This is a genomic window from Zoogloea sp. GW822-FHT05C07, assembly GCF_058800215.1.
This window is the reverse complement of the sequence record NZ_CM179510.1, coordinates 4,494,596-4,520,735: the sequence shown is the minus strand read 5'-3', so window position 1 is coordinate 4,520,735 and position 26,140 is coordinate 4,494,596. Positions and strand designations below refer to the sequence as shown.

The following is a 26,140-nucleotide window of genomic DNA, read 5'->3' as shown; positions in this document are numbered from 1 at the left end:
AGTACAGCTTGGGCCATGGGAGCATGGTCTAATCTGCACTAAAACGATTACCAAGGGAGAAAAGCATGAGTTTTCAGGAGCAATACGCCGCCAAACGGACCACCGCCGCAGAAGCGATCCGTCATGTCCGCAACGGCGACACCATCGTCGTACCGACCGCCGTTGCAGAGCCGCCCGCGCTGCTCGGCGCCCTGTCCGAACACCGTCGCGACTTCCACGACGTGAAGGTGTCGCAGATCCTCGCCGTGCGCAAATTCGGCTACCTCGACCCGAGCACCGCCGAGCACGTCCGCCACGTGGCCTACTTCTTCAGCGGCGCCACCCGCCCCGGCTTCCGCGAAGGCGTCGTGGACTTCACGCCCAGCTATTTCTCCGAGATGCCGCAGTTGATCGACCGCGGCCTGATGCCGGCGGAGGTCGTATTCACGCAGGTCTCGCCGATGGACAAGCACGGTTATTTCTCCCTCGGCATCGCCGCCGACTACACGATGGCCGCGATCCGCAAGGCGCGCGCGGTGATCGTCGAAGTGAATCCGAACGTCCCCTACGCCTTCGGCAACTGCCACATCCACATTTCCCAGATCACCGCGCTGGTCGAAAATGAAGAGCCAATCCTCGAAGTCGGCCTGCCGACCATCGGACCGGTGCAGGAAGCCATCGGCAAGTACGTGGCAGAGCTCATCGACGACGGCTCCACGCTGCAGATCGGCTACGGCGGCATTCCCGACGCGGTGGTCATGCAACTGACCCACAAGCACGATCTCGGCATCCACACCGAGATGATCGGCGACGGCATCCTGACCCTCATCGAAGCCGGCGCGGTCACCAACCGCCGCAAGAACTACCTGCCCAACAAGATGGTCGCGACCTTCGCGCTCGGCTCCAGGAAGCTCTACAGCTGGATGGACCGCAACCCGATGTTCGAGATGCATCCGGTGGACTTCACCAACGACCCCTACCTGGCCGGCCAGAACGACAACCTCGTCGCCATCAACGCGACGCTGGAAATCGACTTCCTCGGTCAGTGCGGTTCCGAGAGCCTGGGCCCGATCCCCTACTCCGGCACCGGCGGTCAGTCCGACTTCGTCCGCGCGGCCAACCGCTCAAACGGCGGCAAGGCCTTCATCGTGCTGCCGTCCACCGCCAAGGACGGCGCGATCTCCCGCATCGTGCCGACCCTCACGCCGGGCACCCACGTGTCCACCAGCAAGAACGACATCAACTACGTGGTCACCGAATACGGTGTCGCCCAGCTCCGCGGCAAGACCACCAAGCAGCGCGCCCAGGCCCTGATCGGCATCGCCCATCCTGACTTCCGCGAGGAACTGACTGCCGCCGCTCGGAAGATGCACCTGCTGTAAACAAGAAATGCCGCCCCGGCCAGCGGCCGGAACGGCATTCTTTGCAAGCAACCCAGGGCTGCAAGTGCTGGCCGCATCGCGCGACCGGTTCTTGCAGCCCTGATCATTCGCGCTCAGGGAATCTCGTACTCCAGTTCGAACTTGGCGCCGTCATCCAGGCCCAGCACCTCAACCAGGTAGGGCATCACCTTCTTCAGCATTTCCGGCATCGTCCACGGCGGGTTGATGATGAACAAGCCGCTGCCGTGCATGCCGAAACCATCCTCCGACGGCTTCTGCACATCCAGGCTCACGTTCAGCCAGCTGGTGATCGGCAGGCGCTTGAGCTTGTCGGCCAGTTCCCGCGACTGCATCGACTGCAGCTTCGGGTACCACACCACGTAGGTGCCGGTCGCAAAGCGGCGCAGGCTCTCCTTCAGCATCGAGATCACCGTCCGGTAGTCGGTCTTCACCTCGTACGGCGGATCGATCAGGACCAGCGCGCGGCGGCTCGGCGGTGGCAGAAAGGCGTTGATGCCGGTGAAGCCATCCTGCTCGAGGATCAGCACCTTGCTTGCGGAGCTCTCGAAAGTCTGCTGCAACAGCCGGTTGTCGGCCGGATGCAGCTCGAACAGCCGCATGGCGTCGTCCGGCCGCAGGATTGCCGCGGCACAGCACGGGGAGCCGGGGTACAGACGCAGGCGGCCGTCCGTGTTCATGTCGCGCACGACCTTCAGGTATTCCCGCAGCTCCTTCGGCACATCCTTGCGACCGAGGAGGCGCGCAACGCCCTCTTCGTATTCCGCGTTCTTGCGTGCAAACGCCTCGTCGAGGGAATAGCAGCCGGCACCGGCATGGGTGTCGATGTACCAGTAAGGCTTGTCCTTCTGGTTGAAGTATTCCAGCAACTGGACGAGCACGAAGTGCTTGAGCACGTCGGCGTGGTTGCCTGCGTGGAAGGCATGGCGGTAACTCAGCATGGCGGATGCACCCGGCAACGGGAACTAAAGATCAGGGGCGCGATGTTAACACCTCGCCCGCCCTGCCGCCTCCCCAACGATCACTCCGGCGCGTCGTATTTGCGGCGCGAGCCCCGGAAACGCTCGACCGGATACTTGGCGGCATTCTTGACCAGCTTGGCGCGGGCCGCCGCCTCCAGATCGATACCTGCCCGGTCCGCGATCAGCAACAAGTACAGCAGCACGTCCGCGCATTCGTCCTCCAGCGCCTCCCGCCCGTGCAGGTCGAGCGGCAATGCGGCGATCTCGTCGTCGCTCTTCCATTGCGTCAGTTCCAGCAACTCGCCGGCCTCCAGGTTGAGGGACACGATCAGGTTGCGCAGGGAATGGAACTGGGACCAATCCCGTTCATCCCGAAACGCCCGTACCCGCCGCGCCAGATCATCCAGCCCCGCCATCCCGACTCCCCCTTCGTAAACACTGGAGCCCCCCAGGGAAATCCCCAGTTTTCATAAGCAGGCCAGCATTTCCAGAAGGCTTCCCGCCACTTTCCGGACAATCCTAAGCCCTTATTTCAGCACGGGAAATGTATCAAAATAATACGTTTTCCCCTTGCGTTGGACCGTCACCCTGCTATTATGGCGCGCTCTTCGGCCGGCCATTCGGCGGCACGGCCGAGACTCAACTAAAACAGGAAAACACATGCCGATTTACCGCCTCGGAGAGCGCGCTCCACAACTGGAGGAGGGGGTCTGGATCGCGGACAATGCCACCGTCATCGGTGACGTGCACCTCGGCCCCAATGTCAACGTGTGGTTCGGCGCGATTCTGCGCGGAGACAACGATCCGATCAATGTCGGCGAGAACACCAACATTCAGGACGGTGCCGTTCTTCACACCGACGACGGTGTGCCGCTCGATATCGCCCGTGACGTCACGATTGGCCACAAGGCCATGCTCCACGGCTGTACGGTCGGAGAAGGCACCCTGATCGGCATCAACGCGGTCGTCCTCAACCGTGCCGTGATCGGCAAGCACTGCCTGATCGGCGCCAATTCGCTGATCCCGGAAGGCAAGGTCATCCCCGAGCGCTCGCTGGTCTGCGGCTCGCCGGGACGGATCATCCGCGAGCTCACCGACCATGAGATCAGCCGCCTCAAGGCCAGCGCCGACGGCTACGTGCAGAACGCACTCCGTTACCAGGCGGAGCTGGTCGAACTCAAGGACGAGTGAGTTCAGCCGCGGGGATACCCCGCGGACTGTTCAGGACAACGTCAGCATGATGGGCTGGTGGTCGGATGCCGCAGTGGCCTGATTGACGGCCACCGAGTCCACCTTGTCCACCAGGTCGGGACTGACGAAGAAAAAGTCGCAGCAATAGGCCCGGTCCGGCCATTCAGCGCCATTCAGGCCGACGGTGCTGAGATGGGGGATGTCGCCGTAGCAGGCGGGCCAGGCGTCCAGCCACTCCGGCCCACCATGGCCGGCCAGCGTCATCCGGTAATACGCCTGGCTGCCCGGCTCGCAATTGAAGTCACCGCAGATGACGGCCGACAGCGGACGCGGCCAGTCGCGGAACGGTGAATCTTCAGCCACCGCCTCGCCTTGGGGCGGCACGGCGCTTCCGACCCATTCCCTGACCTCCGCCTGCAGCTCACGCAAGGCGTCCACCTGGGCCGAACGCTGCTTGCCCGAGTAGTACTCCAGGTGGGTGTTGAGCACCCGCAGGGGGCCAGCAGGCCCTTCCACGACAACCTCGAGGCAGACCCGCGGCATGCTCGGCACGCCGACATCGGGCGGCCGCGGCAGGCTATGGCGGAAGACCTGCCCGACCGGCAGACGCGACAGGGTCAGGTTGCCGAACCGATTGCGCCCCCCCGCTTCATCCGGCACATCCACGCCGGCGGCGAAATGAGCGCTGTAGCCTGGAAAAGCAGCCGCCAGCACCGCCACCTGGTCTACCGGATTCTTGCCCTGCAGACCGGAAAAACCGATGGCCACCTCCTGCAGGCACAGCACATCGAACTCGCCCAACATCCGGATTGCGGCGATGCTGCGGGCAAGGTCGACCTCGCCGTCGGCGCCTCGACCCCACTGAATGTTCCAGCTCAATACCTTCATCGACAAACCTGTTCTCCATGATTTCCGATCCACTCTCTACCCGCTCCCGGGATCGGTTTTTTGCAGGATAGCAAGGCTGTCGGCGTGCTTCTCCCCCTATCCTCCCAGTTCTGTGCTCAAATCCCGCAATATGTTCAGGTGAGCGGGAAAAGCGGGATTTATTTCACGCTGACGCGTCAGCCTGCCAGGCAGGCAGCGCGCTAAAGTGACAATGGGCGATGCCGTTAAACACCTCGACTCCGTCATAACTCCAAGCCCATGAGCACCCCTCAGGAACTCGTCGCCTGCGTCGAGAAGCTCGCCAGCCTGCCGGCGATCTACCATCGGATCCGCGATCTCATCGACGACCCGGACAGTTCGGTTCAGCAACTGGCCGAGACGGTCTCCAGCGACGCGGCTGTCACGGCTCGCGTGTTACGCATCGTCAACAGTGCCTTGTACGGATTTCCTGGTAGGGTCGAAACGGTGGTGCGCGCTGTCAATCTGATGGGCATGCAGCAGATTCACGACCTGATCCTGAGCACGTCCGTCATCTCCGCGCTGTCGTCGATCCAACCCCCGCAGATGCCCTTGATGCGTTTCTGGAAGGGCTGCGTGTTCCGCGGCCTGGCGGCCCGCTCGGCGGCGCGGCAACTCGGGGTCGGCGACCCGGAGCGGCTGTTCATCGAAGGCCTGCTCGCCGACATCGGTCATCTGGTCATGTATCAGGCCGTCCCCGACCTCTGCCGGGCCGCCCAGGAAAAAGCCCAGGACAACGGCCTGCCGCTGCATGAGGCCGAACAGGCCATCATCGGCTGCAACCATGCGGAAGTCGGCGCAGCGCTGGCCTCCACGTGGAACCTGCCCCCCAGCTTCGCGACCGTCATCGGCGCCCAGCTGATGCCGGCCCTCGGTGGCTCCCATGCCATGGAAGCTGCGTTACTGCACGTGGCCAATCATGTCCTGGCGACGGAGGATCTCGATCACGCGGATGAAACCGCGCTGGCTCTGCTGGATCCAGTAGCGGTCGCGCGGCTCGACATGGGCGTGCAGCAACTCGCCGAGATCCGCATCCAGGCCCGGACCGAATCGCCAGCCGTCATCGCCCTCTTCTTCCCGACCCAGTGCTGAGCAGCTCCGGGCTCAGCACCAGCGGCATTGCCCGGGAGATGCCGGCACCTCGCCGGCCCTGGCTGCCCCTGCAAAACCTGCCTCAGAACTCCGCGTGGACGCGCATCGCGAAGAAGTTGGCCGGCCCCCGGTCGGCGTTGTAGCCCGGGTTCCACATGCGCTGGGCGTCCGCCGTTACGTAGAGGCTCTTCCACACATTGAAGCTGTAGTACACCTCGGCGATCTGTTCCGGCTGGTAATTCAGGCCGCCATCGCCGAGGAAGAAGGACAGACCGCCCGCCGCTAGGTAACGACGGCGATCCAGGGACAGCGCATTGCGGGCATAGCCGACCCCGACCGCATCTGCCGCGCGCCCCCAGCTGTTGCCCTTCAGAGACAAGCCGGTTCCGATAGAGCTGTCTGTCTCCGTGAACGCAAAGGTCTCGCTGCGCCCATCGGCCTTCATCGCACGCAGGAAGAAACCCAGGTCGGCGGAGATCGCCTGCTCCAGGTTGATGCCCAGACCAAACTTGATCTGGTCGCCATGGCGCACCGCCAGAATCGCCTGCGGATCCGCATCCGGATTGGCCCTCAGGTAGTCCAGCGCATCATCGAAACGGGCCAGCCGGGCCCGGTTGCGCCAGGCCAGCACGCGCAGCTTGCCGGGCTGGCCGTACAGCGTATGGGCACGCTCCACCTCGATCTGGTCGCCATAGTGCTTGCCGATGCGCGAATCGATGGGAAGCATGTTGGGCTGCTGCGGCCCCGTCATCCGGCCGATGCGTACCGCCCAGTCGTCCTGGTACCACTCGAGCGCATAGCCCCAGCCGAAGCCCCGGGCGTCGGCGGCGTAGTCGTAGGCCAGCGGCGCCATGAACGCTGCGTTCATGAAATGGACACGGGGATCCTTGGCGTAGACGTTGTCATCGAACACGTCGAGCAGCGAGAAATTACCGACTGTCAGCACCACACGGTTCTTGTCCACGAAGCCCGCCATCTGGTTCAGGTCGCCGTCCTGATGCTCCTGCTCGCCGCCCAGCCCCCAGGTCTGGCGCAGGAACAGGCGCTGACGGTAGGACTTCGGGCGAGAGCCGGCGGTCCGCGTCAATTCTCCGTTGGTGAAGGCTGCAGTCCCCTCAAGATTGGAAAACGGCCGCCCCTGGGTTTCTTCGCCGTTGAAGTACAGCTCGCCGCCTGTCCATGGGCGAAAACCCAGAAAGGCGGTGGCGGTCGCCGTGTAGCTCTTGTCGTGGTCGGCTGTCAGACTGTTGCGGCCGCTATAGTCGGCATGGAAGGCCGGCTTGTTCTGCCACACGTAAGTCGTCTGGAAACGGGCGGTCCACGTCTCGGTGTCGGCGGATTCGGCGTGGGCCGGGACCGGCAGATACAAGCTGGCGAGAACCGCGGCAGCCATGACGGCCAAAGGCCAGTGAGCCCCACGCTGGGGGGCAGCAAACAGTTGAAAAGACATGGGGCAAGGTCCGGCAAGCACGTGAAGCCGGGCAGAACCCGGCTCTGTGGAATGAAGGGTCGGCGGATTGTATGACTGTAATGTTACGGTTCATGGAGCCGGCACGAAGGACCGGATCCAGCGGAATTCAGTCCGTCAGATGACCAAGAATGGGGTTGAGCATGGCCGCGCCGAGGCGTTTGCTGCGCTCGCCACTCCAGCCGCTCAGGCCGTCCGGCAGGTTTGCATTGTCCTTGAACGGCATCTCCAGGGTCAGGGACACGCAACCGAAACGGTGGGCCACCCATTTCGAGGCGAGGCTCAGCAACTCGTCCTTGAAACGCCCGCTGAGATAGCCGTGCTCGGTCTGGAAGTCCGGGCTCGCCGCCTGGAAACGCTCGACGAAGCGCGCCTGGCGGGCTTTCTGCTCATCCGAGAAGCCCGGCACCTCCTCGGCGGTGGAGAAGAACACATAGGGCAGCGCCTCGTCCCCGTGGATGTCGAGGAACAGCTCTACGCCGCTCGCCTCAATCGCCTGGCGCACCAGCAAGACCTCCGGGCTGCGCTCGATGCTCGGCGCGCGCCACTCGCGGTTGAGGTTGGCACCGGCCGCATTGGTGCGCAGGTTGCCGCGGATCGCCCCGTCCGGGTTCATGTTCGGCACGATGTACAGCACCGCATGTTCGCGGATGCGGCGGGCCACCGGATCGGCCGCATCGAGCAGACGCTCCAGCAGGCCCTCGACGAACCACTCGGCCATGCTCTCGCCCGGATGCTGGCGCGCGATGATCCACAGCGGCCGCTTGCCCGGCGCGGCGCGGCCGACGGTGACCAGGTCCAGGTCGCGCCCGTCCACCGTCGCCCCCAGGTTGCTCACCGACGCAAACGGCGACATCTCCACTCGCCCCAGCAGGTCCAGGTGGCGCTCATGGGAGTACGGCTCGAAGTAGGCGTAGTAGACGCTGTTGCGTTCCGGTGTGTGCTCGACGATCAGCTGCCCGTTCTCATAGCGGGTCGAACTGATGCGGAACCAGTGGCGGCGATCGTAGGACGCGACGCAGCGGTAATCCGGCCAGCCGTCCGGGTAGGCGGCGTCGGCGGCGTTCTCGAACACCATCCTCACGCCCTGCCCCGCTGCGCCGTGCAGGCGGAAATGGAACCACTGGCGGAAGGCCCCGTCGCCGGCCACGCCCTGGTCGGCGCGCAGGCACAGGCGGATGTCGTCCGGGCGCTCCGCGGACAGCACCTCGATGGCGCCGGAGTCGAAATTGCTGCTGATTCTGAGAGTCATGGCTGGATCAGGTCAGGAGTTGGGTCACCGCGTACAGGGCCAGGCCGATCAGGCCGCCGACGAAGGTGCCGTTGAGACGGATGAACTGCAGGTCGCGGCCGACGCTGACTTCGATCTCGCGCACGAGATCCTCGTCGTTCCAGGCCCGCACGGTGCTGGCGATATGGCCGGCCAGCCCTGTGCGCAGCTCCGGCGCCAGGCTTTCCACGGTCTTCTCCAGGTGCTCGTTGAGGGAATCCCGCAGCGCCTCGTTGGCGGCCAGGCTGGTGCCGAGCGCGCCCGCCGCCGACGCGATGCGCTGGCGGATCATCGAGTCCGCGCTGGCCATGTCGCGCCCAAGCCAGGTACGCAGTTCGTCCCACAGATCCCGCAAATACGTGCCCACCGCCGGATGGGCGAGGAACTCCCGCTTCATCTGGTCCACCTGGGCCCGGAAGGTTTCGTCGCTCTTGAGGCGCCCGACGTAACGGGTCACCACTTCGTCGAAGGCCGCCCGGCGCGGATGCTCGGGATTGGTGGCGATGTCGTTGAGCAGGCCATGCACGCCGGCGACGATACCGGTCGCCACCTTGTCGCCGAGCTCGGTCGGATCGATGCCGACGAAGCCGAGGGTCGCGACCACCTTCGGATATTCCCGCGCCGCCACGTCGAGGATCATGCCGGCGAAGCTGTGGCGCACACCCGGCTCGTCCAGCCACTGGGCCAGCTTGTGGATGCTCTCGTCGAGCAGGGCCTGGTGGCGCCCACCCTGGGTCAGCGCATCGAGAATGCCGCCCATGCTGTCGGCCATGTCCAGGCCGCCCGCCCGCCGCCGCAGCGCATGCAGCGCCAGCCGCCGGACGCGCGGATCGTCCATGAAGTTCAGGGACTCGGCCATCACCACCACCAGCCGCTCGGCGAAGATGGCTGCGTTCTTCGGGTCCTTCAGCCAGCCGGCCAGCCGCTCGGCCGGGTTGGCGCTACGCAGGCGGGCCACCAGCGATGCGGTGTCGAGGAACTTGTCGCGGATGAATTCTGCGATGTTGTCGGCCAGCCGCGCCTTGTTGCGCGGCAAGATCGCCGTGTGCGGGATGGGCAGCCCAAGCGGATGGCGGAACAAGGCCACCACCGCAAACCAATCCGCCAGCGCACCAATAGTTGCCGCCTCGGCAAACGCCGCCACCCACGGCCAGCCCTGATGCCGAGCCAGTACGAACAAGGCTGCGACGGCGATCAGCGCCGCCACAGCCACACCCTTCATGCGCGCCAGTTGCGCGATCTTCTGCGGATTCGCCACGGCCGGCTCCCGTCAGTCCTGGCGCCGCCGGAAGACCCAGCGGTCGGCATCGGAAGCCTCGGCGGCAAAGGCGTAGCCATCGAGGTCGAAGTCCTTCAGCTGCTCCACCTGCTCGACCCGATGGGTGACCGCGTAGCGGGCCATCAGGCCGCGGGCACGCTTGGCGTAGAAGCTGATGATCTTGTAGCGCCCGCCCTTCCAGTCCTCGAAGCCGATGTTGAGCAGGCGCCCCTTCAGCTGTGCCGGCTTGACCGACTTGAAGTATTCCTCGGAGGCCAGATTGACCAGCACCGGCTCATGGCCCGCCGCTTCGTCCCGCGCCAGCAGGCGGTTCAGCGCCTCGGTCTGGGTCATCCCCCAGAAGGCGTACAGATCCTTGCCGCGGCCGTTCTTGAAGCGGGTGCCCATCTCCAGGCGATAGGGCTGCATCAGGTCCAGCGGCTTCAGCAGGCCATACAGGCCGGACAGGATGCGCAGGTGCGTCTGCACGTAATCCAGCTCGGCCTCGTCGAGGCTGCGCGCATCGAGCCCGTCGTACACATCGCCGTTGAAGGCCAGCACAGCCGGCTTCGCATTGGCTGGTGTGAACGGCTGCGACCACTCGGCGTAGCGGGCCACATTGAGCGCCGCCAGCTGGTCGGACAGGTCCATCAGCTTGGCAACCTCGGCGTGGGACAGCTCGCGCAGGCCGGCAATCAGCTCAGCCGCGTCGTTCAGGTAATCGGGTTCAGTGAAGCGCGGGGTGGTGGGCGGCGTCTCGTAGTCGAGCGCCTTGGCGGGGGACAGCACGAAAATCATGGGGGCGACCCGGATTCTGAAATGCCGCGATTCTACTGCCTGCAGGCCTCGTTTCGGGCGCGAGATCCGCCGTGGCACGGCACGCCGGCGCCGCTTTCAGGGCAAGGGCTCCAGGTGCGTCGTGACTTCGGTGCCCGGCAAGGCCTTGCCCAGTTCCGCCTCGATCTCGTCGAGCAGGTCATGCCCCTGGCGGACGCTCCACTCGCCCGGCACCAGCACCACCACCTGCAGGAAGGACGAGGCCCCGGCCCGGCGCGTACGCAGGCCCTGGAAAGCCACGCCGCGGCAGTGGAAGGATTCGAGCACGTTGGTGGCGTGCTCCACCGCGGCGCGATCCATGCTGCGATCCATCAGCCCGTCGATCGACTCCCTGAGCAGGTGCCAGGCCTCCAGCGTGATGTGCAAACCAACAGCGATGGCGATCAGCGGATCGAGCACCAGCCAGCCGGTCAGTGCGACCAACGCGACGCCGGCGATGACGCCGATTGACGTCCACACATCGGTCATCAGGTGCCGGGAATCGGCCCGCAAGGCGATCGAATCAAAACGCTCGCCGGCCCGGCCGAGGATGCGCGCCACGACGAAGTTGATGAAGGTGGCAGCCGCCGACCAGGCCAGCCCCCAGCCGGCGGACTCGAGCGGCGCGGGGTAGATCAAGCGTTCCACACCGGCCCAGATGATCGCCACCGCGGCACCGAGGATCAGGATGCCCTCGAAGCCACTGGAAAAATACTCCGCTTTGCCATGGCCGAAGGGATGGCGCCGGTCCGGCGGATCCTGGGTAACGAGGATCATCCACAGCGCGAAGGTGGCGCCCGCCAGATTGACGAAGGACTCCAGCGCGTCGGACAGCAAGCCCACCGAACCGGTCAGCCACCAGGCCAGCGTCTTCAGGCCGATCGTCGCCACCGCCGCGGCGATCGACAACCACGCAAAGTGATGCCGTTCGAGGCGGCCGCTGTCGATCACGCGTCAGCCACGCTCCACATCGGTGACGCCCTTGACTTCGCGGATCAGCGTGGCTGCCCGCTGGATCTGGTGCACACCTTGCACCTCCAGCGTGAAGCGCATGCGCGCCGCGCCCTTGCGGCTGAGGGTATTCACGGCGATCACGTTGAGTTTTTCCCGCGACAACACCTCGGAGATGTCGCGCAGCAACCCCTGCCGGTCCATCGCATGGACCAGCACGTCCACCGGGAAGACTGCCACCTCCTTGGTGACATTGGCCGCCTCGCCCCACTGGGCACTGATCAGGCGCTCCGGATGCTGGCGCACCAGTTCCTGGAAGTCCCGGCACTCGACGCGGTGGATGGACACGCCGCGCCCGCGGGTCACGTAGCCCTGGATCGCATCCGGCGGCGCCGGCTTGCAGCAGCGCCCGAGGGAGGTCATCAGCTTGCCGACCCCGACGATCAGGATGGTGTCGCCAGCATCGCCGGAATGGCTCTGGCCGATGATCACCTCCGGTGTCTCCGGCGACGCCTCCAGGGAGTCCGCACCGCGCAGCGCCACCTGGATGGCCCGCGGCCCGACCTCCCCGCGCCCGGCGGCGATGAACAAGGCTTCCGGATTCTTGAAGCCGAGGCGCGTCGCCAGCTCCTCAAGATTGACCTGCCCGTGCCCTTCCCGCTGGATTTCCTTGGTCAACACACTGCGGCCGCGGATCAGCAGCTCCTCTTCTTCGAGGGCGCTGAAGTACTGCTTGATCTTCTGGCGCGCCCGCGACGTGGCCACGTAGTTCTGCTGCAGATTGAGCCAGTCGCGGGACGGCCCGCCCTCCTTGGTGGACATGATCTCCACCGTCTGGCCGTTTTCCAGCGGCGTGTTGAGGGTCACCAGCTGGCCATTGACCTTGGCGCCACGGCAGCGGTGGCCGAGGTCGGTATGCACGCGGTAGGCGAAGTCGATTGGCGTCGCCCCGCGCTGCAGGTCGATGACCCGCCCCTGCGGCGTCAGCGCGTAGATCGTGTCATCCAGCGAGGCCCGCTTGAACTGCTCCAGCCAGTCCGCCGAGTCGGTCACCTCGTCGCGCCACGACAGCAGGCTGCGCAGCAGCGCGATCTTCTCGTCGTACTCGCCGGTCGACGCACCGGAGCCTTCCTTGTAGCGCCAGTGGGCGGCCACGCCGAGCTCGGCATGGTTGTGCATCGCGTGGGTACGGATCTGCACCTCCAGCGCGCGCCCGTCGCCGGCATACACGGCGGTATGCAACGACTGGTAATTGTTGCCCTTGGGCATCGAGATGTAGTCGTCGAACTCCTTGGGGATCGGCGTCCAGATCTGGTGCACGATGCCCAGCACCGCGTAGCAGTCCTTCACCTCGTCCACCAGCACGCGTAACGCGCGCACGTCGTAGATCTGCGAAAAGTCCAGGCGCTTGGCGCGCATCTTGTTGTAGATGCTGTAGATGTGCTTGGGTCGGCCATACACCTCAGCCTTGACGCCGATGGCCTCCACCTCACTCTTCAGCCGGGCCACGGCATCGACGATGAACTGCTCGCGCTCCACGCGCCGCTCGTCGAGCATGCGCGCGATGCGCTTGTAGGTTTCCGGCTCCAGAAAGCGGAAGGACAGGTCTTCCAGCTCCCACTTGAGCTGCCAGATGCCCAGCCGGTTGGCCAGCGGCGCGTAGATGTCGAGGCTCTCGCGGGCGATGGATTCACGGATCTTGCCCGGGTGGTCGGTGAAGTAGCGCAGCGTCTGCGTGCGCGACGCCACACGCAGCAGCACCACACGGATATCCTCCACCATGGCCAGCAGCATTTTGCGCAGCACCTCGCTCTGGGCGCGGATCTCGGGGGCGCTGGCGGTGGTGGTCATGCGCGTGATGACGCGCAGCCCATTGAGCTTGCGCAGGCCATCCACCAGCCGCGCGACGCTTTCGCCGAAGCGGGCGGCAATCTGCTCGCCCGAATGGTCCAGCACGTCGCCGAGCGCAAAGCACAGCGCTGCCGTGCGCGTATCCGCGTCGAGACGCAGGGAAGCGACGATCAGCGCGGAGCCGAGGGCGTGCTGCCAGATGGGTTCGTTGGTGCCGAGGGTACGCTCGCCATAGAGCGGCTGGACCCACTCGAGCGCGGCGCCCACGCGGGCGGCATCATCCGGGCCGAGCCCTTCGCACAATAATTCGACCGCGGAGAACGCGGACACGGATTGGGATATCGAATGTGTAACGGCAACCATGCCGACATTATCCTATAGGCTGATGACGCAAAGCTTGATCTTCATCGTATTCGGGTGACCGACGACATGCCGGTACGGCCTTGCCACGACACCGGCCCCCTTCGACAGACTTCGACCCGCCATGTTCTCCGCCTTCCGCCGCTGGCGTCGCCAGCGCGCCGCCGACCGCATGCAGGTGGCTCCCGCCCAATGGGAGCGCATCGAGCAAAGCCTGCCCTTCCTCGACTTCCTCCCTGAGGAGGAACGCCCGCGCCTGCGCCGGCTGGCCCTCGAATTCCTGGCCGACAAACAGGTCCACGGCGCCGAAGGCATGAACGTCACCGATGACATGTTGCTCTCCATCGCGCTGCAGGCCTGCCTACCTATCCTTCACATCGGTCTCGATGCCTACGCTGAGTGGGTCGGCATCGTGGTCTATCCGGGCGATTTCGTCATCCCCCGCAGCGTCGTGGGCGAAGACGGCGTCGTCCATGAATACGACGACGAGGTGCTCGGCGAAGCCTGGGAAGGCGGACCCGTGCTTCTCTCATGGTTCGACGGCGAAGTACAGCCCGCCGGCGTCAATGTGGTGATCCACGAATTCGCCCACAAACTGGACATGGGCAACGGTGACGTGGACGGCTACCCGACCCTGCCCGCCGACATGTCTACCGCCGACTGGGCGGCCGCTTTCCAGCCCGCTTTCAATGACTTCTGTAGGCGTGTGGACGGTGGCGAAGACACCTTGCTGGACCCTTACGGTGCCGAGCATCCGGCCGAGTTTTTCGCCGTCATGAGCGAGGCTTTCTTCGAGACGCCGGGGCTTCTGAAATCCGAGTACCCCGCTGTTTACACGCAACTTTCCCTGTTCTACCGGCAGGACCCGGCAGCCCGCGAAACATCCTCGAAATAAAACCGACAGCATTCCTGAAACAAAACTTTGAAGTCCCCGGCTCCGCTGTCTACAGTGGGTAAGCCGCCCCGGCATTCCTTACCAAGTGTGGAGAGCAATTCATGGCTATTACCTGGATTCTGGTCGCCAATGCGAGTCTTGCCCGCCTGTACGCCAACCTTGGACCCAAGCAGGGCCTGCAGCTCGTGAAGGAAATCGCCCACCCCGCCAGCCGCATGAAGAATTCCGACCTGTCATCCGACCGCGCCGGACAGATGCAGGCCTCCATCAGTGGACATGGCTCCCGGGAACAGCAGACGCCACCAAAAGAGAACGCCGCCCGCAGTTTTGCGCAGAAGCTCGCCAAGGAACTCTATCTCGGGCGCAGCCGCAACCTCTTCGGCCGCGCCATCGTCATTGCACCCCCGTCATTCATGGGCATGCTCAATTCCGTTCTCGACCGACCCACCGCGCAACTGATCACCGACCGCTTCGAGAAGGACTACACCAAGACGCCCGAACCGGCACTCCGCGATCATCTGGAAGGATGCCTGTTCGTCTGAACCACCATTCGAGTTGTACCGTTCCTCTGACCTCCCGGCGCGCCCATTCGGGTTAGCGCACTTTCAGGCGGCCGCGATACCCATCGTTGCCGCCTGATTTCTGTCTACGCGGGGCAATCTGCTCAGTCCAGCGCCCACGCGGCCACCCGCTGATAGTCCGCGCCATGCGGTGCAAGGCAAGACTCCATCAGCGCCCACTGGGCAACATCCCACTCCAGCGGCTCGAAAACCGCCGGCCCATAAGGCGTGTTCGCCTTACGCAACAGGGTCATATGCGGCACGAAGGCCGGCCCGCTGGCAGGCAGGCCGATTGCCGCCACTTCCCGACGGATGTCGGCCGCCAGTTGCAGCAGGGCCTGCGGCGGCACCGCACATCCCGCCCACAGGATATGGTTGTGGGCCCAGTGGCCGACCATATCCAGCCGCATACGGAAGCGCGGCACACGGATCTGACCCAGCGCGGTCAGGAGCTCGGACAGACGGTCTTCCGCCACCGCCCCGATGAAAGCCAGCGTGAGATGCAGCGTTTCCCGCCGCATGATCCGCCCGCCGCACTCCCGCTGGGCCTCGCCCGCCAGCTGACGCAGGCGTTCGGCCAGGGCCGGCTCCGGCCACAGGGCCAGGAAGAGCCGGCGGCTTTGTTCAGCCATCCACGCGGGCCAGCAGCGCCACCGCCTGGGCAGCAATACCCTCACCACGGCCGGTGAAGCCGAGCTTCTCGGTGGTCTTGCCCTTGACGTTGATGACGGCCGGCTCGACGCCCAGGTCCGCCGCGATGTTGGCGATCATCGCCGGCACATGGGGCAGGATCTTCGGCGCGCGGGCGATCACCGTCGCATCCACGTTGATGGTCTGCCAGCCGGCGGCGCGCGCAGCGGCAGCGGCCTCGCGCAGCAGCACGCGGGAGTCAGCCCCTTCGAAGCGCGGATCGGTATCGGGAAAATGCCGGCCGATATCGCCCAGGCCGGCCGCGCCGAGAATGGCGTCGGTGATCGTGTGCAGCAGCACGTCGGCGTCGGAATGACCGAGCAGGCCACGCGCGAAGGGAATCGTCACGCCGCCAATGATCAGCGGACGGCCGGGAACCAGGGCATGGACGTCGAAGCCCTGCCCGATACGAAACGGAACATTCATCTCTATGACTCCCGGTGTTGCAGGATCCACTCGGCCAGGTGCAGGTCGAGCGGGAAGGTCACCTTCAGGTTGGTCGGATCGCCGCGCACCAGGCGCGGCTTGAGGCCCATCGCCTCGACGGCGCTGGCTTCGTCGGTGACGTGGCGGGCATTTTCCAGCGCACGCTTGAGCATCACGTAGCGGAACATCTGCGGCGTCTGGGCCTGCCACAGGCCATCGCGCGGCACGGTGGCGGCGATACGGTGCAGGCTGTCCTCGCGCTTCAGCGTATCGGCCACCGGCACCGCCAGGATGCCGCCCACCTCGTCATGGATAAGCTCACGCACCAGGTTCTCGATATGCCAAGGCGCCAGGCACGGCCGCGCCGCGTCATGGACGAGAACCCAGTCGGATTCGGACGTATCATCGGCAATGGCGCGCAGGCCGTTGAGCACGCTGTCCGCCCGCGACGCCCCACCGCAGAACAGGGGCACCAGGCGGTCGCCGAAGGGACTCCAGTCATGACGGTCCCATTCCTGATCACCCACCGAAAGGACCACATAGACCCGATCGATCACCGGCGATGCGCACAGCACCGCCAGGGTGTGTCGGATCAGAGGCTCGCCGAGCAGGGAAAGATATTGTTTGGGCTGTTCACCGCCCATCCGGCTGCCGCTTCCGGCCGCCGGCACCATCGCAAAACAACGGGTTGTAGGATTTCGCATCGCGCGATTCTACTCAATGTCACCCACGATCCTGCCGCTGATTAAGCCATACGTCTTTCCGGAGAGCCCACATGCTGTTCTCACAAGCCTTCGACCCTCGTGAGCTGGAGGCCCTGGCCCTCGCCACCGCGATCGGCCTGCTGATGGGCCTGGAGCGCGAACGCCGCCCGTCCGCCCTTGCCGGCGTGCGCACCTTCGGCCTCACCGGGCTGCTCGGCGCGCTGGCCGGGCTCCTCACCGAACAACTCGCCGAGCCCGCACTGCTGGTCGGCGGCTTCGTACTGGTCGCCGCCACGATCATCGCCGCCAACTACCGCCAGCCCGAGCCCAACGACCCGGGCACCACCTCCGTCGTGGCCCTGCTGGTGTGTTACTGCCTCGGCGCCCTGGTCTGGCTTGGGCACGGGCGGCTGGCGGTCATGGCGGCAGTCGGCTCGACGATGCTGCTCTATTTCAAGTCCGAACTGCGCGGCGTCGCCGCCCGCCTGACCAGCCAGGACTGGCGCTCGATCCTGCAGTTCTCGGTGCTGTCGCTGATCGTGCTGCCGATCCTGCCGGACCGGGGTTTCGGCCCCTACGAGGCGATCAACCCCCATCAGGTATGGCTGATGATCGTGCTGATCTCCGGCGTCAGCCTCACCGGCTACGCCGCGCTGCGGTTGGTGGGCGCACGCTACGGCGCGCCGCTGCTCGGCCTGCTCGGTGGTCTCGTCTCCAGCACCGCCACGACGATGGTGTTTTCCCGCCATGCCCGCGAGAACCCGGCCATGGCGCCGACGGCCAAGCTGGTCATCCTGCTCGCCAACCTGATCATGGTCGTGCGGGTGCTGGCCATCGCCGGGGCGCTGTCGCCAGACATCACCCCGCTACTGCTGACCGGTTGCGTGCTGGCGGTGCTTGTCGGTGGCGTGGTCATCGCCTTCGACTGGCACAAGCTGGCCAGCAAGGACACGCTCCCTGTGCCGGAAACCCGCAACCCGACCGAGCTGCGCGCGGCCATGGGCTTCGGCCTGCTGTACGCCATCGTGCTGCTGTGCGCCGCGTGGCTGTCGGACATTGCCGGCCAGGGCGGCCTCTACCTGCTGGCCTTCGCCTCTGGCCTGACCGATGTGGACGCCATCACCCTGTCGACGCTGCGACTGCTCAATCTGGGCAAACTCGAATTAATGCCATCTGCGATCGCCATCCTGCTGGCGATGCTCGCCAACCTGGCCTTCAAGTCGGGGCTGGCCTTCGCCCTCGGCGGCCCGGCTCTCGGCCGGCGCGTCGTCGGTGGCATGCTGGTCGTCGGCGCCGGGCTGGGCACCGGTATCGGCTGGCTGGTGCACACCTCCCTATAATCCAATCAGGCAAGTCCGTAGCGAACAGAAGGAAATCATGGCTCACGCGTCCCACCGTCTGCCGGCCGTCGCCGGCATGTTCTACCCGGCAGATCCCCACAGCCTGCACGCGCAGGTCGCGGGGCTCCTGTCGTCGGCGATCCCAGCCGAAGTCGTCGAAGCGCCCAAGGCGCTGGTCGTCCCTCACGCCGGCTACATCTACTCCGGCGCAGTGGCGGCGAGTGCCTACAGCGAACTCACTCAACGCCGCGACGTGATCCGCCGCGTGCTGATCCTCTGCCCGACGCACCGCGTGGCGGTACGCGGCATGGCCATCCCAGCAGCCCAGACCTTCCTCACCCCGCTCGGCGCGGTGTCGGTGGACCGGGAAGCCTGGCTGCAGGCCCGGGAACTGCCCGGCGTGGTCGTCGATGACCGGCCGCACGCGGACGAACACGCGATCGAAGTCCAGCTGCCCTTCCTTCAGAGCACGCTGGATCATTTCGAGATCCTGCCTATCGCCGTCGGCGACATCGACCCGCAGCGGGTGGCCAGCCTGCTGGAAACCCTGTGGGGCGGCCCGGAAACCCTGATCGTCATCAGTTCCGACCTGTCCCACTATCACCCCTACCGCCAGGCCCAGCTGCGCGACAAGGCCACCATCGCCCAGATCCGCCAGCTCGACGCCCGCCTGGAGGGCGAACAGGCCTGCGGCGCCGACGCCATCAACGGCCTGCTCCTCGCCGCCGTCCGCCACCACCTGACACCCCACGTGCTCGACCTGCGCAACTCGGGCGACACCGCCGGCGACCGCGACCACGTGGTCGGCTACGCATCGATCGCCTTCTCCGAGGACCACCAGCATGCCCACCACTGACACCCTCGGCCCGGTGCTGTTGGCCCAGGCCCGCAAGGCGATTGCCGACGCCCTCGGACAATCCGCCCCGCCGCCCCCCGAGCACCCGCAACTGAAGGAACGGGGCGCGAGCTTCGTCACTCTAACCATTGACGGAGAGTTGCGCGGCTGCATCGGCAGCCTCAACGCCCACCGCGCCCTTGGCGAGGACATCCGGGAAAACGCTGCCGCCGCCGCGCTGCGCGACCCCCGCTTTCCACCGCTGTCGGCGGCGGAGTTCGAGCAGGTCGATATCGAGGTCTCCCTGCTCAGCACGCCTGATTTCATGGAGTTCCGCGACGAGGCCGACGCCCTCGCCCAGCTGGTTCCGGGCCGCGACGGCGTGATCTTCTTCAACGGCTGCCAGAAAGCCACTTTCCTGCCCCAGGTGTGGGATCAACTGCCCGATCCCCGCGACTTCATGGCGGCGCTGAAGCGCAAAGCCCGCTTGCCGGCCGATTTCTGGGGCCCCAACGTAATGCTGGCCCGTTACCAGGTCCAGAAATGGCACGAGGGCAGCGAAGTGGAGTAAACCATGTCCGACCATCCCGCCCGTTACTGGCACCCCATCGACGACGGCCGTATCCAGTGCGACCTGTGCCCGCGGGACTGCCGCCTGCATGAAGGCCAGCGGGGCGCCTGCTTCGTCCGCCAGATGGTGGATGGAAAAATGGTCCTGACCACTTACGGACGCAGTTCCGGCTTCTGCATCGACCCCATCGAGAAGAAGCCGCTGAACCACTTTTACCCCGGCTCCAGCGTGCTCTCCTTCGGCACCGCGGGCTGCAATCTGGCCTGCAAGTTCTGCCAGAACTGGGACATTTCCAAGAGCCGCGACATGGACCGGCTGATGGATAGCGCCCCGCCGGACGACATTGCTGCCACTGCCGCGAGCCATGGTTGTCGCAGCGTGGCCTTCACCTATAACGACCCGGTGATCTTCGCCGAATACGCGATGGACACCGCCGACGCTTGCCACGCCCGCGGCCTGGCCACCGTTGCCGTGACGGCCGGCTACATCAGCCCGGACGCCCGCCGGGATTTCTACGCGGTGATGGACGCCGCCAACGTGGACCTGAAGGGCTTCACCGAGGACTTCTACGTCCGCCAGACCGGCGCCCACCTGGCGCCCGTGCTCGACACCCTGCTCTACCTGCACCACGAGACGCAGGTGTGGGTCGAAATCACGACGCTGCTGATCCCCGGCCTCAACGACAGCGACGCGGAAATCATCGCCCTATCGGACTGGATCGCCCGGGAGCTCGGCCCGGATGTGCCGCTGCACTTCACCGCCTTCCACCCGGACTACAAGCTGGACCGGACTCCGCCGACGCCGCCGGCCACCCTCAGCCGCGCCCGCCGCATCGCCCAGGACGCCGGCCTGCACTACGTCTACACCGGCAACGTGCACGATCCGGAAGGCGGCTCCACCTACTGCCCAGGCTGCGGGCAGGCCGTCATCGAACGGGACTGGTACGCGATCCTGGCCTACCGGCTCGACGCCCAGGGCGCCTGCACGGCCTGCGGACACCGGCTGGCTGGCCGCTTCGGCGAATTCCGCGGCGCTTTCGGCCCGCGCCGTGTCCCAGTGCACATTCACACTCAATAGGGCTCTCCACGCCCTTGCCCGGCACCCGCCGGCGTGCCATCGTTGAGCAAAAAACACGCGCTGCACCGCCATGATGAAACTGCGTCAAACCCCCCTGAGCATCGCAGCCGGCCCGATCTGGCTGGAGGCCCTGCTCGCCCATTCTCCCGACGCCGAGGGGCTGATCCTCATCGCTCAAAACTCCGTCGGCAACCATCGCGAGTCCCGTGAAGCCCACTTCGCCAAGCGCCTGCAGGAAGCCGGCTTCGCCACACTGATCTTCGACCTGCTGACCCATTACGAAGAAACCCGCGACCCGGACACCCGCTACAACGCGCCGCTCCTCGGCCAGCGCATCAACCTGATCTTCGAGTGGCTGCGCCACCAGCCGCCACTTGCCACGCTCCCGGTCGGCCTGGTCGCCAGCAGCACGGGCAGCGCCGCCGCGGTGCGCGCGGTATCCAAGGAACCCATGGTCGTCGACGCGCTGGTGCTGCGCGGCGGCCGCCCGGGCCTGGCGGGTATTTCGCCGCTGCGTCAGATCGTCTGCCCGACCCGTTTCGTGGTTGGCGAGAAAGACACTGGCCTGCCGGCCGTGCGACAGGCCTTCGAGCTGCTCACCTGCACCAAGGACTGGCGAGCCCTGGCAGGCACTGACGAGGATTTCCGCCAACCCGGCGCGCTGGACGACGCGGCGACGAAGGCCGCCGACTGGTTCCACCATCACCTCATCCAGCAACCCGCCGCGGCGGACGCCCCCAAGCCCGACGCCGGTTAGCGCTGACGCAGCATGGCCTGGTGCGGCAGGCCCGCCTCTTCGTAAACCTCGCCTTCCGGCACGAAGCCGAAACGGGCGTAGAAGCCCCGCGCATGGGTCTGCGCGCTGAGCGCCAGCCGGTGCATGCCACGCCGCTCGGCCTCATCGATCAAAGCCTGCAAAATAAGCGCGCCCACACCGTGCCCGCGCCAGTCGGCCAGCACCGCCATGCGCCCGATGTGGCCGTCGGGCAGCAAGCGTCCGGTACCCACCGGCTCATTGCCCGCCAACGCCAGCGCATGGCAGGACACGGCATCGAACTCGTCGAGCTCCATGTCCGCCGGCACCTTCTGCTCGTCCACGAAAACCTGGAAGCGGATCAGCGTCGCCTGGGCGGCGAGCTCGGACCACTCGCTGAGCTGGACAGTGATGTCGGGCCGGGTATTCATTCGCGGATGTCCACCGGTGTGCCAGCCGGAACCAGGTCGAACAGCTCCGCCACGTCGCGATTGCGCATGCGAACGCAGCCGATGGACAGCGGCACACCCATCGGCTCGGTATCCGGCGTGCCATGGATGTAGATGTAACGCTGCATCGAATCCACTGTACCGAGCCGGTTCCGCCCCGGCTCCAGGCCGGACAGCCACAGGATCCGGGTGAGGATCCAGTCTCGCGCCGTCGAGGCTTCCGCCAGCGCCGGCGACCACACCTCGCCGGTCGGGCGACGCCCGCGGAAGGCCGCCCCCAGAGGCGCGCCTGCGCCGATGCGCGCGCGGATCACATGGCGCCCGCGCGGCGTACAGTAGCTGCCCTTCTCCTCGCCGGCACCGTTCTTCGCGGTGGACACCGAATAGCGGCGGATGCAGGCCCCGTCGTCACCGTAGAGGGACAGGGTCTGGCTGGAAATATCGACACGGATCTGCATGGGCTTACCCTGCCACGACGCGCTTGCGCCGGGCCGCAAAGAAACTCGACAACAGGCCGCCGCACTCCTCGGCCAGCACGCCGCCCTCGATCGCAGCGTGATGGTTTAGGCGTGTCTCGGCAAACAGATCGATTACGCTACCGGCAACCCCGGTCTTCGGATCCCGCGCCCCGAACACCACCCGACCGATGCGCGCATGCATGATCGCGCCGGCGCACATGGCGCAGGGCTCCAGCGTGACGTACAGCGTGCAGCCCGGCAGGCGGTAGTTGCCGAGACGCTCGGCGGCATCCCGCAGGGCCATCACCTCGGCATGGGACGTCGGGTCGTGGCGGAGGATAGGCTGGTTGAAGCCACGTCCAACCACCTGCCCGTCCGGGCCGACGATCAACGCGCCGACCGGGACCTCACCGCAACGGCCGGCATCCTCGGCCAGTTCGATCGCCATGCGCATGAAAACGCTGTCCTGCTCGGGAAGGATGAGGGGCATGTTCAAGAAATCAGGGATTCAATCGGACCTAAAGCCGGGATTTTAAAACAGCATCGTGAAAAGCCTCAGCGAAACCGCAAGCACACATCTCTCCCACGGAGTCGGGGCATGACGGGCGGCAAGCGGGGAGCCATTCTCCTGACGCTGCTCCATGCGCTGCTGGGCGGCCTGGCGGTAGCCGGCAGCATGGCCGGCGGACCACCCGCGCTGATGATCAGCGCCGCCAGCCTGTTGTTCTGGCTCGCCAGTCGCAGCTATCTGGCACGCGTAGAGCGGTCCGTGGAAGCCGGAGCCGTCGCCACCTCCGCTACGGCGCCCCAGACCATGCCCGATGCCGATGCCGATGCCGATGCCGATGCCGATGCCGATGCCGATGCCGATGCCGATGCCGATGCCGATGCCGCAAGCAGCCTGCCCGAAGTCGGCAAGGCAATCGACCAAACCGAAGAACACCCCCTCCACAAGTATCTGGCGCTGACCCTACGCAGCATCGGCGAGGCCGTGATCGCCACCGATACGGAATGCCGCGTCAGCCTGATGAACCCGGTCGCCGAGCAGATGACCGGCTGGCCCAAAGAGGAGGCCCTTGGGCGCCCGCTGTCCGAAATTCTGTCCCTCGTCAGTGCCGAGGACGGCAGCGCCGTCGAATGCCCGGCCCAGCGAGTTATGCGCGAAGGCGGCAAGGTCACGCTGCCGCCGGGCACCCTACTGGTAGACCGCCAGGGCCGGCGGCGCCCCATTGCCGACAGTAGCGCGCCCATCCTGGCCGACCCGCACACCGCGCCGGTCGGCGTCGTCGTCATGTTCCGCGACGCCTCCGCCGAAGCCCGGTCGTTCACGATCGAGGCGGAACGGCAGCTCAAGGCCGAGCGGGACTTTTCCCGTGGCCTCATCGACAGCCTGCCCGCCCCCTTCCTCCTGCTCGACGAGGCAGGCCGCCTCGTGCTGTGGAACCGCTTCGTTCACGACCTGACCGGCCTGGACGAGAGCCAGCTGCTCCACCGGGAAGCCCGCCAACTGGTGATCCCCGAACAGGAAGCGATGCTGGCCCACCGTCTCGACACGGCCCTGCAAGCCGGCGAAGCATCGGCGGAAGTGCTGCTCCGGCGGAATGGCCCCGACCCGGTCCCCTTCCTGCTGGTGAGCCGCCGTGTCCAGTTGAATGGAAAGCGCCACGTCATCGTCGTCGGCACCGACCTTACCGAGCGCAAGTTTGCCGAGCGTGCCATCAAGCGCCTCAACGCCGAACTCGAACGGCGGGTCGGCGAGCGCACGGCCCAGCTCAGTGCCGCGCTGGCCGAGCTGGAATCCTTCAGCTATTCGGTCTCCCACGATCTGCGGACGCCGCTGCGGGCGATCGAGGGCTACAGCACCATCATCGGCTCGGACTATGCCGACCGGCTCGACGACGAAGCCCGCGAGCTGTTGCGCCGTGTCCGTGCCGCCGCCCACCGCATGAGCCAGTTGATCGACGACCTGCTGACCCTGTCGCGGGTCAGCCGCAAACCACTGGAACGGGGCACGGTGGACCTGTCCCGACTGGCCCGGAACATCTGCGATGAGTTGCAGCAACAGGAGCCGGAGCGCCAGGTGCACATCCGTATCGACCCGGGCCTGCAGGTGGATGCCGACCCGAGCCTGATGCGCACCGTGCTGGAGAACCTGCTCGGCAATGCCTGGAAATTCACCGGCCTCACCGCACAGGCAGAAATCCAGATAGCGGCAACCCGGCACGAAGGACACGCCGCCTTCGTCATCCGCGACAACGGCGCGGGCTTCGACATGCGCTACCGGGACAATCTGTTCCGCCCCTTCCAGCGCCTGCATACCGACCGGGAATTCCCCGGCACCGGCATCGGGCTCGCCACCGTCGCCCGCATCGTGCATCGGCACGGCGGCCAGGTCTGGGCCGAGGGTGAGCCCGGCCACGGGGCGGCAATCTATTTCTCCCTCGATCCAGCCCCGTCAGTCGCCTGACGGGAGCGATCGCCCCCGTCGTCGGGCCAGACGACGGCCGTCAGAGCAGGATCGGCCGGTCCGGCAGGGTCGCCGGATTGAGCCCCGGCTTCGGGAAATGCGCTGCAAGGATCAAGGCCAGTTCTCGCACGGCAGTCACCGCACCGCCGCGGTAATCGCCTTCCCGAAAGGCATAGTCCATGCGGTGGCACAACTGGTCCCATTCGGCTTGTTTAACCCGGCTCGCAAACCCTCGGTCAGCCACCACCTCCACCTTGCGGTCGAGCCACTGGATGTAGAGCAACACACCGTTGTTCTCCTCCGTGTCCCACACCTGCAGATGGGAAAACAAGCCCTGCGCGCGCGCGCGGGCATTCTCGTTGCGCCACAGGGCACCAAGCCCCAGGGTTCCTTCGACGACAACGCGGATCTGGCCCCGATGCCATTTTTCCGACTCGCCCAGCGCAACATCGATGGCCGACAGGGTTTCGGCGGGAAAGGCCCCGCTGCGTGCCCAGGAAGGTACGAACAGGTGCTTCAGGATTCTCATGATTCTCATCGCTGCCAGCCTCCCGAAGCGCCAACCGTGCCCCCGACTGCCGCCGATGGCCGGCCGAGGACTTTCTGGCTCTTGCCCGAACGCCCGCCAAGGGCCACCGGAAAGACCAGGGCCGCACACACGGCACCGACCCAAGTCAGCCCGGTCAGCGACCAGGCCAGAAAGAAGACCGCCCCGCTGCCCAGCACGCTGGCCAGGCCCCGTCCTGCCACCCACCCGAGCATGCGGACGGCTACCATGGCGGCCACCAGCGCCAGCACCCAGCGGTGATCGGCGGCGGTGATGACGTTGTTGGTCGCCGGGGCGGACGGAGCCTCGACCGGTGGCGCCTGTGGCTTCGATGCGGCGTTGTAGGCGGAGATCAGCGCATCGACCCCGGCCTCGAAAGCCGTCGCATAGTCACCGTCCCGCAGGAGCGGCGACATCACGTCCACCACCACGTTCAGCGCCTCCTTGTACGGCATCACGCCACGCCCCTTGCCGACATCGATGAAGACCTGGCCATCTTCCTTGGCGATCAGCAGCAGCACGCCGTCCTTGCCGTCGGTAACGCCGCGGTTCCAGGCACTCACCACCTTGGCTCCATAGGCCTCCAGAGAGTCCGGTTTGGTCGATGCGACCAATACGATCCCGATGTGCAGGTCACGCTCCTTGGCCAGCTGTACCAGCCTGGAGTCGAGCGCCGCCTTGCGCTCGGCGGGCACGAGCCCGAGCGCATCGGTCACCGGACTCGTCACCTCCGGCATGGCTTGCACCTTCGCCTTGTCGGCCCCCGACGCCGGCAGCGCACACATCAGCAGCAAGACGACCAAGCTGCGCCTCAGCAATCCGACAAGATGCATTGCCCCCCTCCTCGCTCTTATATTCACGTT

At 65.9% G+C, this 26,140-nt stretch carries 28 protein-coding genes; 11 read left to right on the top strand and 17 right to left on the bottom strand.

The features are described from left to right. The first annotated feature begins 65 nt into the window (after nt 1-65). Nucleotides 66-1,361, top strand: coding sequence for an acetyl-CoA hydrolase/transferase family protein (locus AC3QL2_RS20885; RefSeq protein ID WP_493232778.1), 1,296 nt, complete (start codon nt 66-68; stop codon nt 1,359-1,361). A 113-nt stretch (nt 1,362-1,474) separates the two neighbouring features. On the opposite strand, the gene AC3QL2_RS20880 is transcribed toward AC3QL2_RS20885, so the two are convergent. Next, a complete protein-coding gene (locus AC3QL2_RS20880) occupies nt 1,475-2,320 on the bottom strand; it encodes a 23S rRNA (adenine(2030)-N(6))-methyltransferase RlmJ (RefSeq protein ID WP_493232779.1) in 846 nt (281 codons plus the stop codon). A gap of 80 nt (nt 2,321-2,400) precedes the next feature. Beyond that, on the bottom strand, nt 2,401-2,757 hold the full coding sequence (locus AC3QL2_RS20875) for a nucleotide pyrophosphohydrolase (protein WP_493232780.1): 357 nt from the start codon (nt 2,755-2,757) through the stop codon (nt 2,401-2,403). Nucleotides 2,758-3,001: 244 nt separating this feature from the next. Between AC3QL2_RS20875 and AC3QL2_RS20870 the strand changes: the two genes are divergently transcribed. Beyond that, nucleotides 3,002-3,532 (top strand): gamma carbonic anhydrase family protein, encoded by a 531-nt coding sequence (locus tag AC3QL2_RS20870; RefSeq protein WP_493232781.1) that lies wholly within the window; start codon nt 3,002-3,004, stop codon nt 3,530-3,532. Nucleotides 3,533-3,562: 30 nt separating this feature from the next. On the opposite strand, the gene AC3QL2_RS20865 is transcribed toward AC3QL2_RS20870, so the two are convergent. Next, complete coding sequence (locus AC3QL2_RS20865; RefSeq protein WP_493233141.1) at nt 3,563-4,420, bottom strand: endonuclease/exonuclease/phosphatase family protein; 858 nt, start codon at nt 4,418-4,420, stop codon at nt 3,563-3,565. 258 nt (nt 4,421-4,678) lie between these two features. On the opposite strand from AC3QL2_RS20865, the gene AC3QL2_RS20860 reads away from it, so the two are divergent. After that, nucleotides 4,679-5,530 (top strand): HDOD domain-containing protein, encoded by an 852-nt coding sequence (locus AC3QL2_RS20860; RefSeq protein WP_493232782.1) that lies wholly within the window; start codon nt 4,679-4,681, stop codon nt 5,528-5,530. An 82-nt stretch (nt 5,531-5,612) separates the two neighbouring features. Here AC3QL2_RS20860 and AC3QL2_RS20855 read toward each other — a convergent pair whose 3' ends face one another. The 6 genes from AC3QL2_RS20855 to AC3QL2_RS20830 form a co-directional block, all read right to left on the bottom strand. Next, complete coding sequence (locus tag AC3QL2_RS20855) at nt 5,613-6,923, bottom strand: carbohydrate porin (protein ID WP_493232783.1); 1,311 nt, start codon at nt 6,921-6,923, stop codon at nt 5,613-5,615. 184 nt (nt 6,924-7,107) lie between these two features. Then, entirely contained in the window at nt 7,108-8,250 is a 1,143-nt protein-coding gene (locus AC3QL2_RS20850) for a M14 family metallopeptidase (RefSeq protein WP_493232784.1), read from the bottom strand. A 7-nt stretch (nt 8,251-8,257) separates the two neighbouring features. Beyond that, nucleotides 8,258-9,526 carry a DUF445 domain-containing protein gene (locus AC3QL2_RS20845; protein ID WP_493232785.1) on the bottom strand — a complete coding sequence of 423 codons (1,269 nt, stop codon included), beginning with the start codon at nt 9,524-9,526 and terminating at the stop codon, nt 8,258-8,260. Between the two features lie 12 nt (nt 9,527-9,538). Beyond that, nucleotides 9,539-10,324, bottom strand: a complete 786-nt coding sequence (yaaA, locus tag AC3QL2_RS20840) for a peroxide stress protein YaaA (RefSeq protein WP_493232786.1) — start codon at nt 10,322-10,324, stop codon at nt 9,539-9,541. A 96-nt stretch (nt 10,325-10,420) separates the two neighbouring features. Continuing rightward, nucleotides 10,421-11,293: a cation diffusion facilitator family transporter gene (locus tag AC3QL2_RS20835; protein WP_493232787.1), complete on the bottom strand. Its 873-nt coding sequence runs from the start codon at nt 11,291-11,293 to the stop codon at nt 10,421-10,423. A gap of 3 nt (nt 11,294-11,296) precedes the next feature. Next, nucleotides 11,297-13,507, bottom strand: a complete 2,211-nt coding sequence (locus tag AC3QL2_RS20830) for a RelA/SpoT family protein (RefSeq protein WP_493232788.1) — start codon at nt 13,505-13,507, stop codon at nt 11,297-11,299. A 121-nt stretch (nt 13,508-13,628) separates the two neighbouring features. On the opposite strand from AC3QL2_RS20830, the gene AC3QL2_RS20825 reads away from it, so the two are divergent. Both AC3QL2_RS20825 and AC3QL2_RS20820 read left to right on the top strand, forming a co-directional pair. Next, nucleotides 13,629-14,399, top strand: a complete 771-nt coding sequence (locus tag AC3QL2_RS20825; protein WP_493232789.1) for a M90 family metallopeptidase — start codon at nt 13,629-13,631, stop codon at nt 14,397-14,399. Between the two features lie 101 nt (nt 14,400-14,500). Next, nucleotides 14,501-14,941 (top strand): host attachment protein, encoded by a 441-nt coding sequence (locus tag AC3QL2_RS20820; RefSeq protein ID WP_481114672.1) that lies wholly within the window; start codon nt 14,501-14,503, stop codon nt 14,939-14,941. Between the two features lie 122 nt (nt 14,942-15,063). On the opposite strand, the gene thpR is transcribed toward AC3QL2_RS20820, so the two are convergent. Genes thpR through ispD form a run of 3 tightly spaced genes read right to left on the bottom strand, consistent with a single transcriptional unit; the run spans nt 15,064 to nt 16,779 of the window. Then, entirely contained in the window at nt 15,064-15,591 is a 528-nt protein-coding gene (thpR, locus tag AC3QL2_RS20815) for an RNA 2',3'-cyclic phosphodiesterase (protein WP_493232790.1), read from the bottom strand. Further along, nucleotides 15,584-16,075, bottom strand: coding sequence for a 2-C-methyl-D-erythritol 2,4-cyclodiphosphate synthase (ispF, locus tag AC3QL2_RS20810; protein ID WP_079434963.1), 492 nt, complete (start codon nt 16,073-16,075; stop codon nt 15,584-15,586). Before ispF ends, thpR begins: the two co-directional genes overlap by 8 nt. Before the next feature lie 2 nt (nt 16,076-16,077). Then, nucleotides 16,078-16,779, bottom strand: a complete 702-nt coding sequence (ispD, locus tag AC3QL2_RS20805) for a 2-C-methyl-D-erythritol 4-phosphate cytidylyltransferase (protein ID WP_493232791.1) — start codon at nt 16,777-16,779, stop codon at nt 16,078-16,080. A 71-nt stretch (nt 16,780-16,850) separates the two neighbouring features. On the opposite strand from ispD, the gene AC3QL2_RS20800 reads away from it, so the two are divergent. The 5 genes from AC3QL2_RS20800 (at nt 16,851) to AC3QL2_RS20780 (ending at nt 21,359) form a co-directional block, all read left to right on the top strand. Beyond that, a complete protein-coding gene (locus tag AC3QL2_RS20800) occupies nt 16,851-18,119 on the top strand; it encodes an MgtC/SapB family protein (RefSeq protein WP_493232792.1) in 1,269 nt (422 codons plus the stop codon). A gap of 37 nt (nt 18,120-18,156) precedes the next feature. After that, a complete protein-coding gene (gene amrB / locus AC3QL2_RS20795) occupies nt 18,157-18,975 on the top strand; it encodes an AmmeMemoRadiSam system protein B (RefSeq protein WP_493232793.1) in 819 nt (272 codons plus the stop codon). Then, complete coding sequence (gene amrA, locus AC3QL2_RS20790) at nt 18,962-19,525, top strand: AmmeMemoRadiSam system protein A (RefSeq protein ID WP_493232794.1); 564 nt, start codon at nt 18,962-18,964, stop codon at nt 19,523-19,525. The genes amrB and amrA overlap by 14 nt, the downstream gene beginning before the upstream one ends. 3 nt (nt 19,526-19,528) lie before the next feature. Next, nucleotides 19,529-20,602 carry an AmmeMemoRadiSam system radical SAM enzyme gene (gene amrS, locus AC3QL2_RS20785; RefSeq protein WP_493232796.1) on the top strand — a complete coding sequence of 358 codons (1,074 nt, stop codon included), beginning with the start codon at nt 19,529-19,531 and terminating at the stop codon, nt 20,600-20,602. A 70-nt stretch (nt 20,603-20,672) separates the two neighbouring features. Beyond that, on the top strand, nt 20,673-21,359 hold the full coding sequence (locus AC3QL2_RS20780; protein WP_493240293.1) for a dienelactone hydrolase family protein: 687 nt from the start codon (nt 20,673-20,675) through the stop codon (nt 21,357-21,359). On the opposite strand, the gene AC3QL2_RS20775 is transcribed toward AC3QL2_RS20780, so the two are convergent. The 3 genes from AC3QL2_RS20775 to tadA are packed head-to-tail and all read right to left on the bottom strand — an operon-like array spanning nt 21,356 to nt 22,753. Continuing rightward, a complete protein-coding gene (locus AC3QL2_RS20775) occupies nt 21,356-21,787 on the bottom strand; it encodes a GNAT family N-acetyltransferase (protein WP_493232798.1) in 432 nt (143 codons plus the stop codon). The two genes, AC3QL2_RS20780 and AC3QL2_RS20775, sit on opposite strands and share 4 nt — an antisense overlap. Then, on the bottom strand, nt 21,784-22,263 hold the full coding sequence (locus tag AC3QL2_RS20770) for a L,D-transpeptidase family protein (RefSeq protein ID WP_493232799.1): 480 nt from the start codon (nt 22,261-22,263) through the stop codon (nt 21,784-21,786). The genes AC3QL2_RS20775 and AC3QL2_RS20770 overlap by 4 nt, the downstream gene beginning before the upstream one ends. Nucleotides 22,264-22,267: 4 nt before the next feature. After that, nucleotides 22,268-22,753 (bottom strand): tRNA adenosine(34) deaminase TadA, encoded by a 486-nt coding sequence (gene tadA / locus AC3QL2_RS20765; protein WP_493232800.1) that lies wholly within the window; start codon nt 22,751-22,753, stop codon nt 22,268-22,270. 108 nt (nt 22,754-22,861) lie between these two features. On the opposite strand from tadA, the gene AC3QL2_RS20760 reads away from it, so the two are divergent. Beyond that, nucleotides 22,862-24,730, top strand: a complete 1,869-nt coding sequence (locus AC3QL2_RS20760) for a sensor histidine kinase (protein ID WP_493232801.1) — start codon at nt 22,862-22,864, stop codon at nt 24,728-24,730. 40 nt (nt 24,731-24,770) lie between these two features. Here the strand turns inward: AC3QL2_RS20760 and AC3QL2_RS20755 are convergent, their stop codons facing one another. Together AC3QL2_RS20755 and AC3QL2_RS20750 are read right to left on the bottom strand one after the other, a co-directional pair. Further along, nucleotides 24,771-25,259 (bottom strand): TPM domain-containing protein, encoded by a 489-nt coding sequence (locus AC3QL2_RS20755; RefSeq protein WP_493232802.1) that lies wholly within the window; start codon nt 25,257-25,259, stop codon nt 24,771-24,773. 5 nt (nt 25,260-25,264) lie between these two features. Beyond that, nucleotides 25,265-26,110: a TPM domain-containing protein gene (locus AC3QL2_RS20750; RefSeq protein ID WP_493232804.1), complete on the bottom strand. Its 846-nt coding sequence runs from the start codon at nt 26,108-26,110 to the stop codon at nt 25,265-25,267. Between the last annotated feature and the right edge of the window lie 30 nt (nt 26,111-26,140).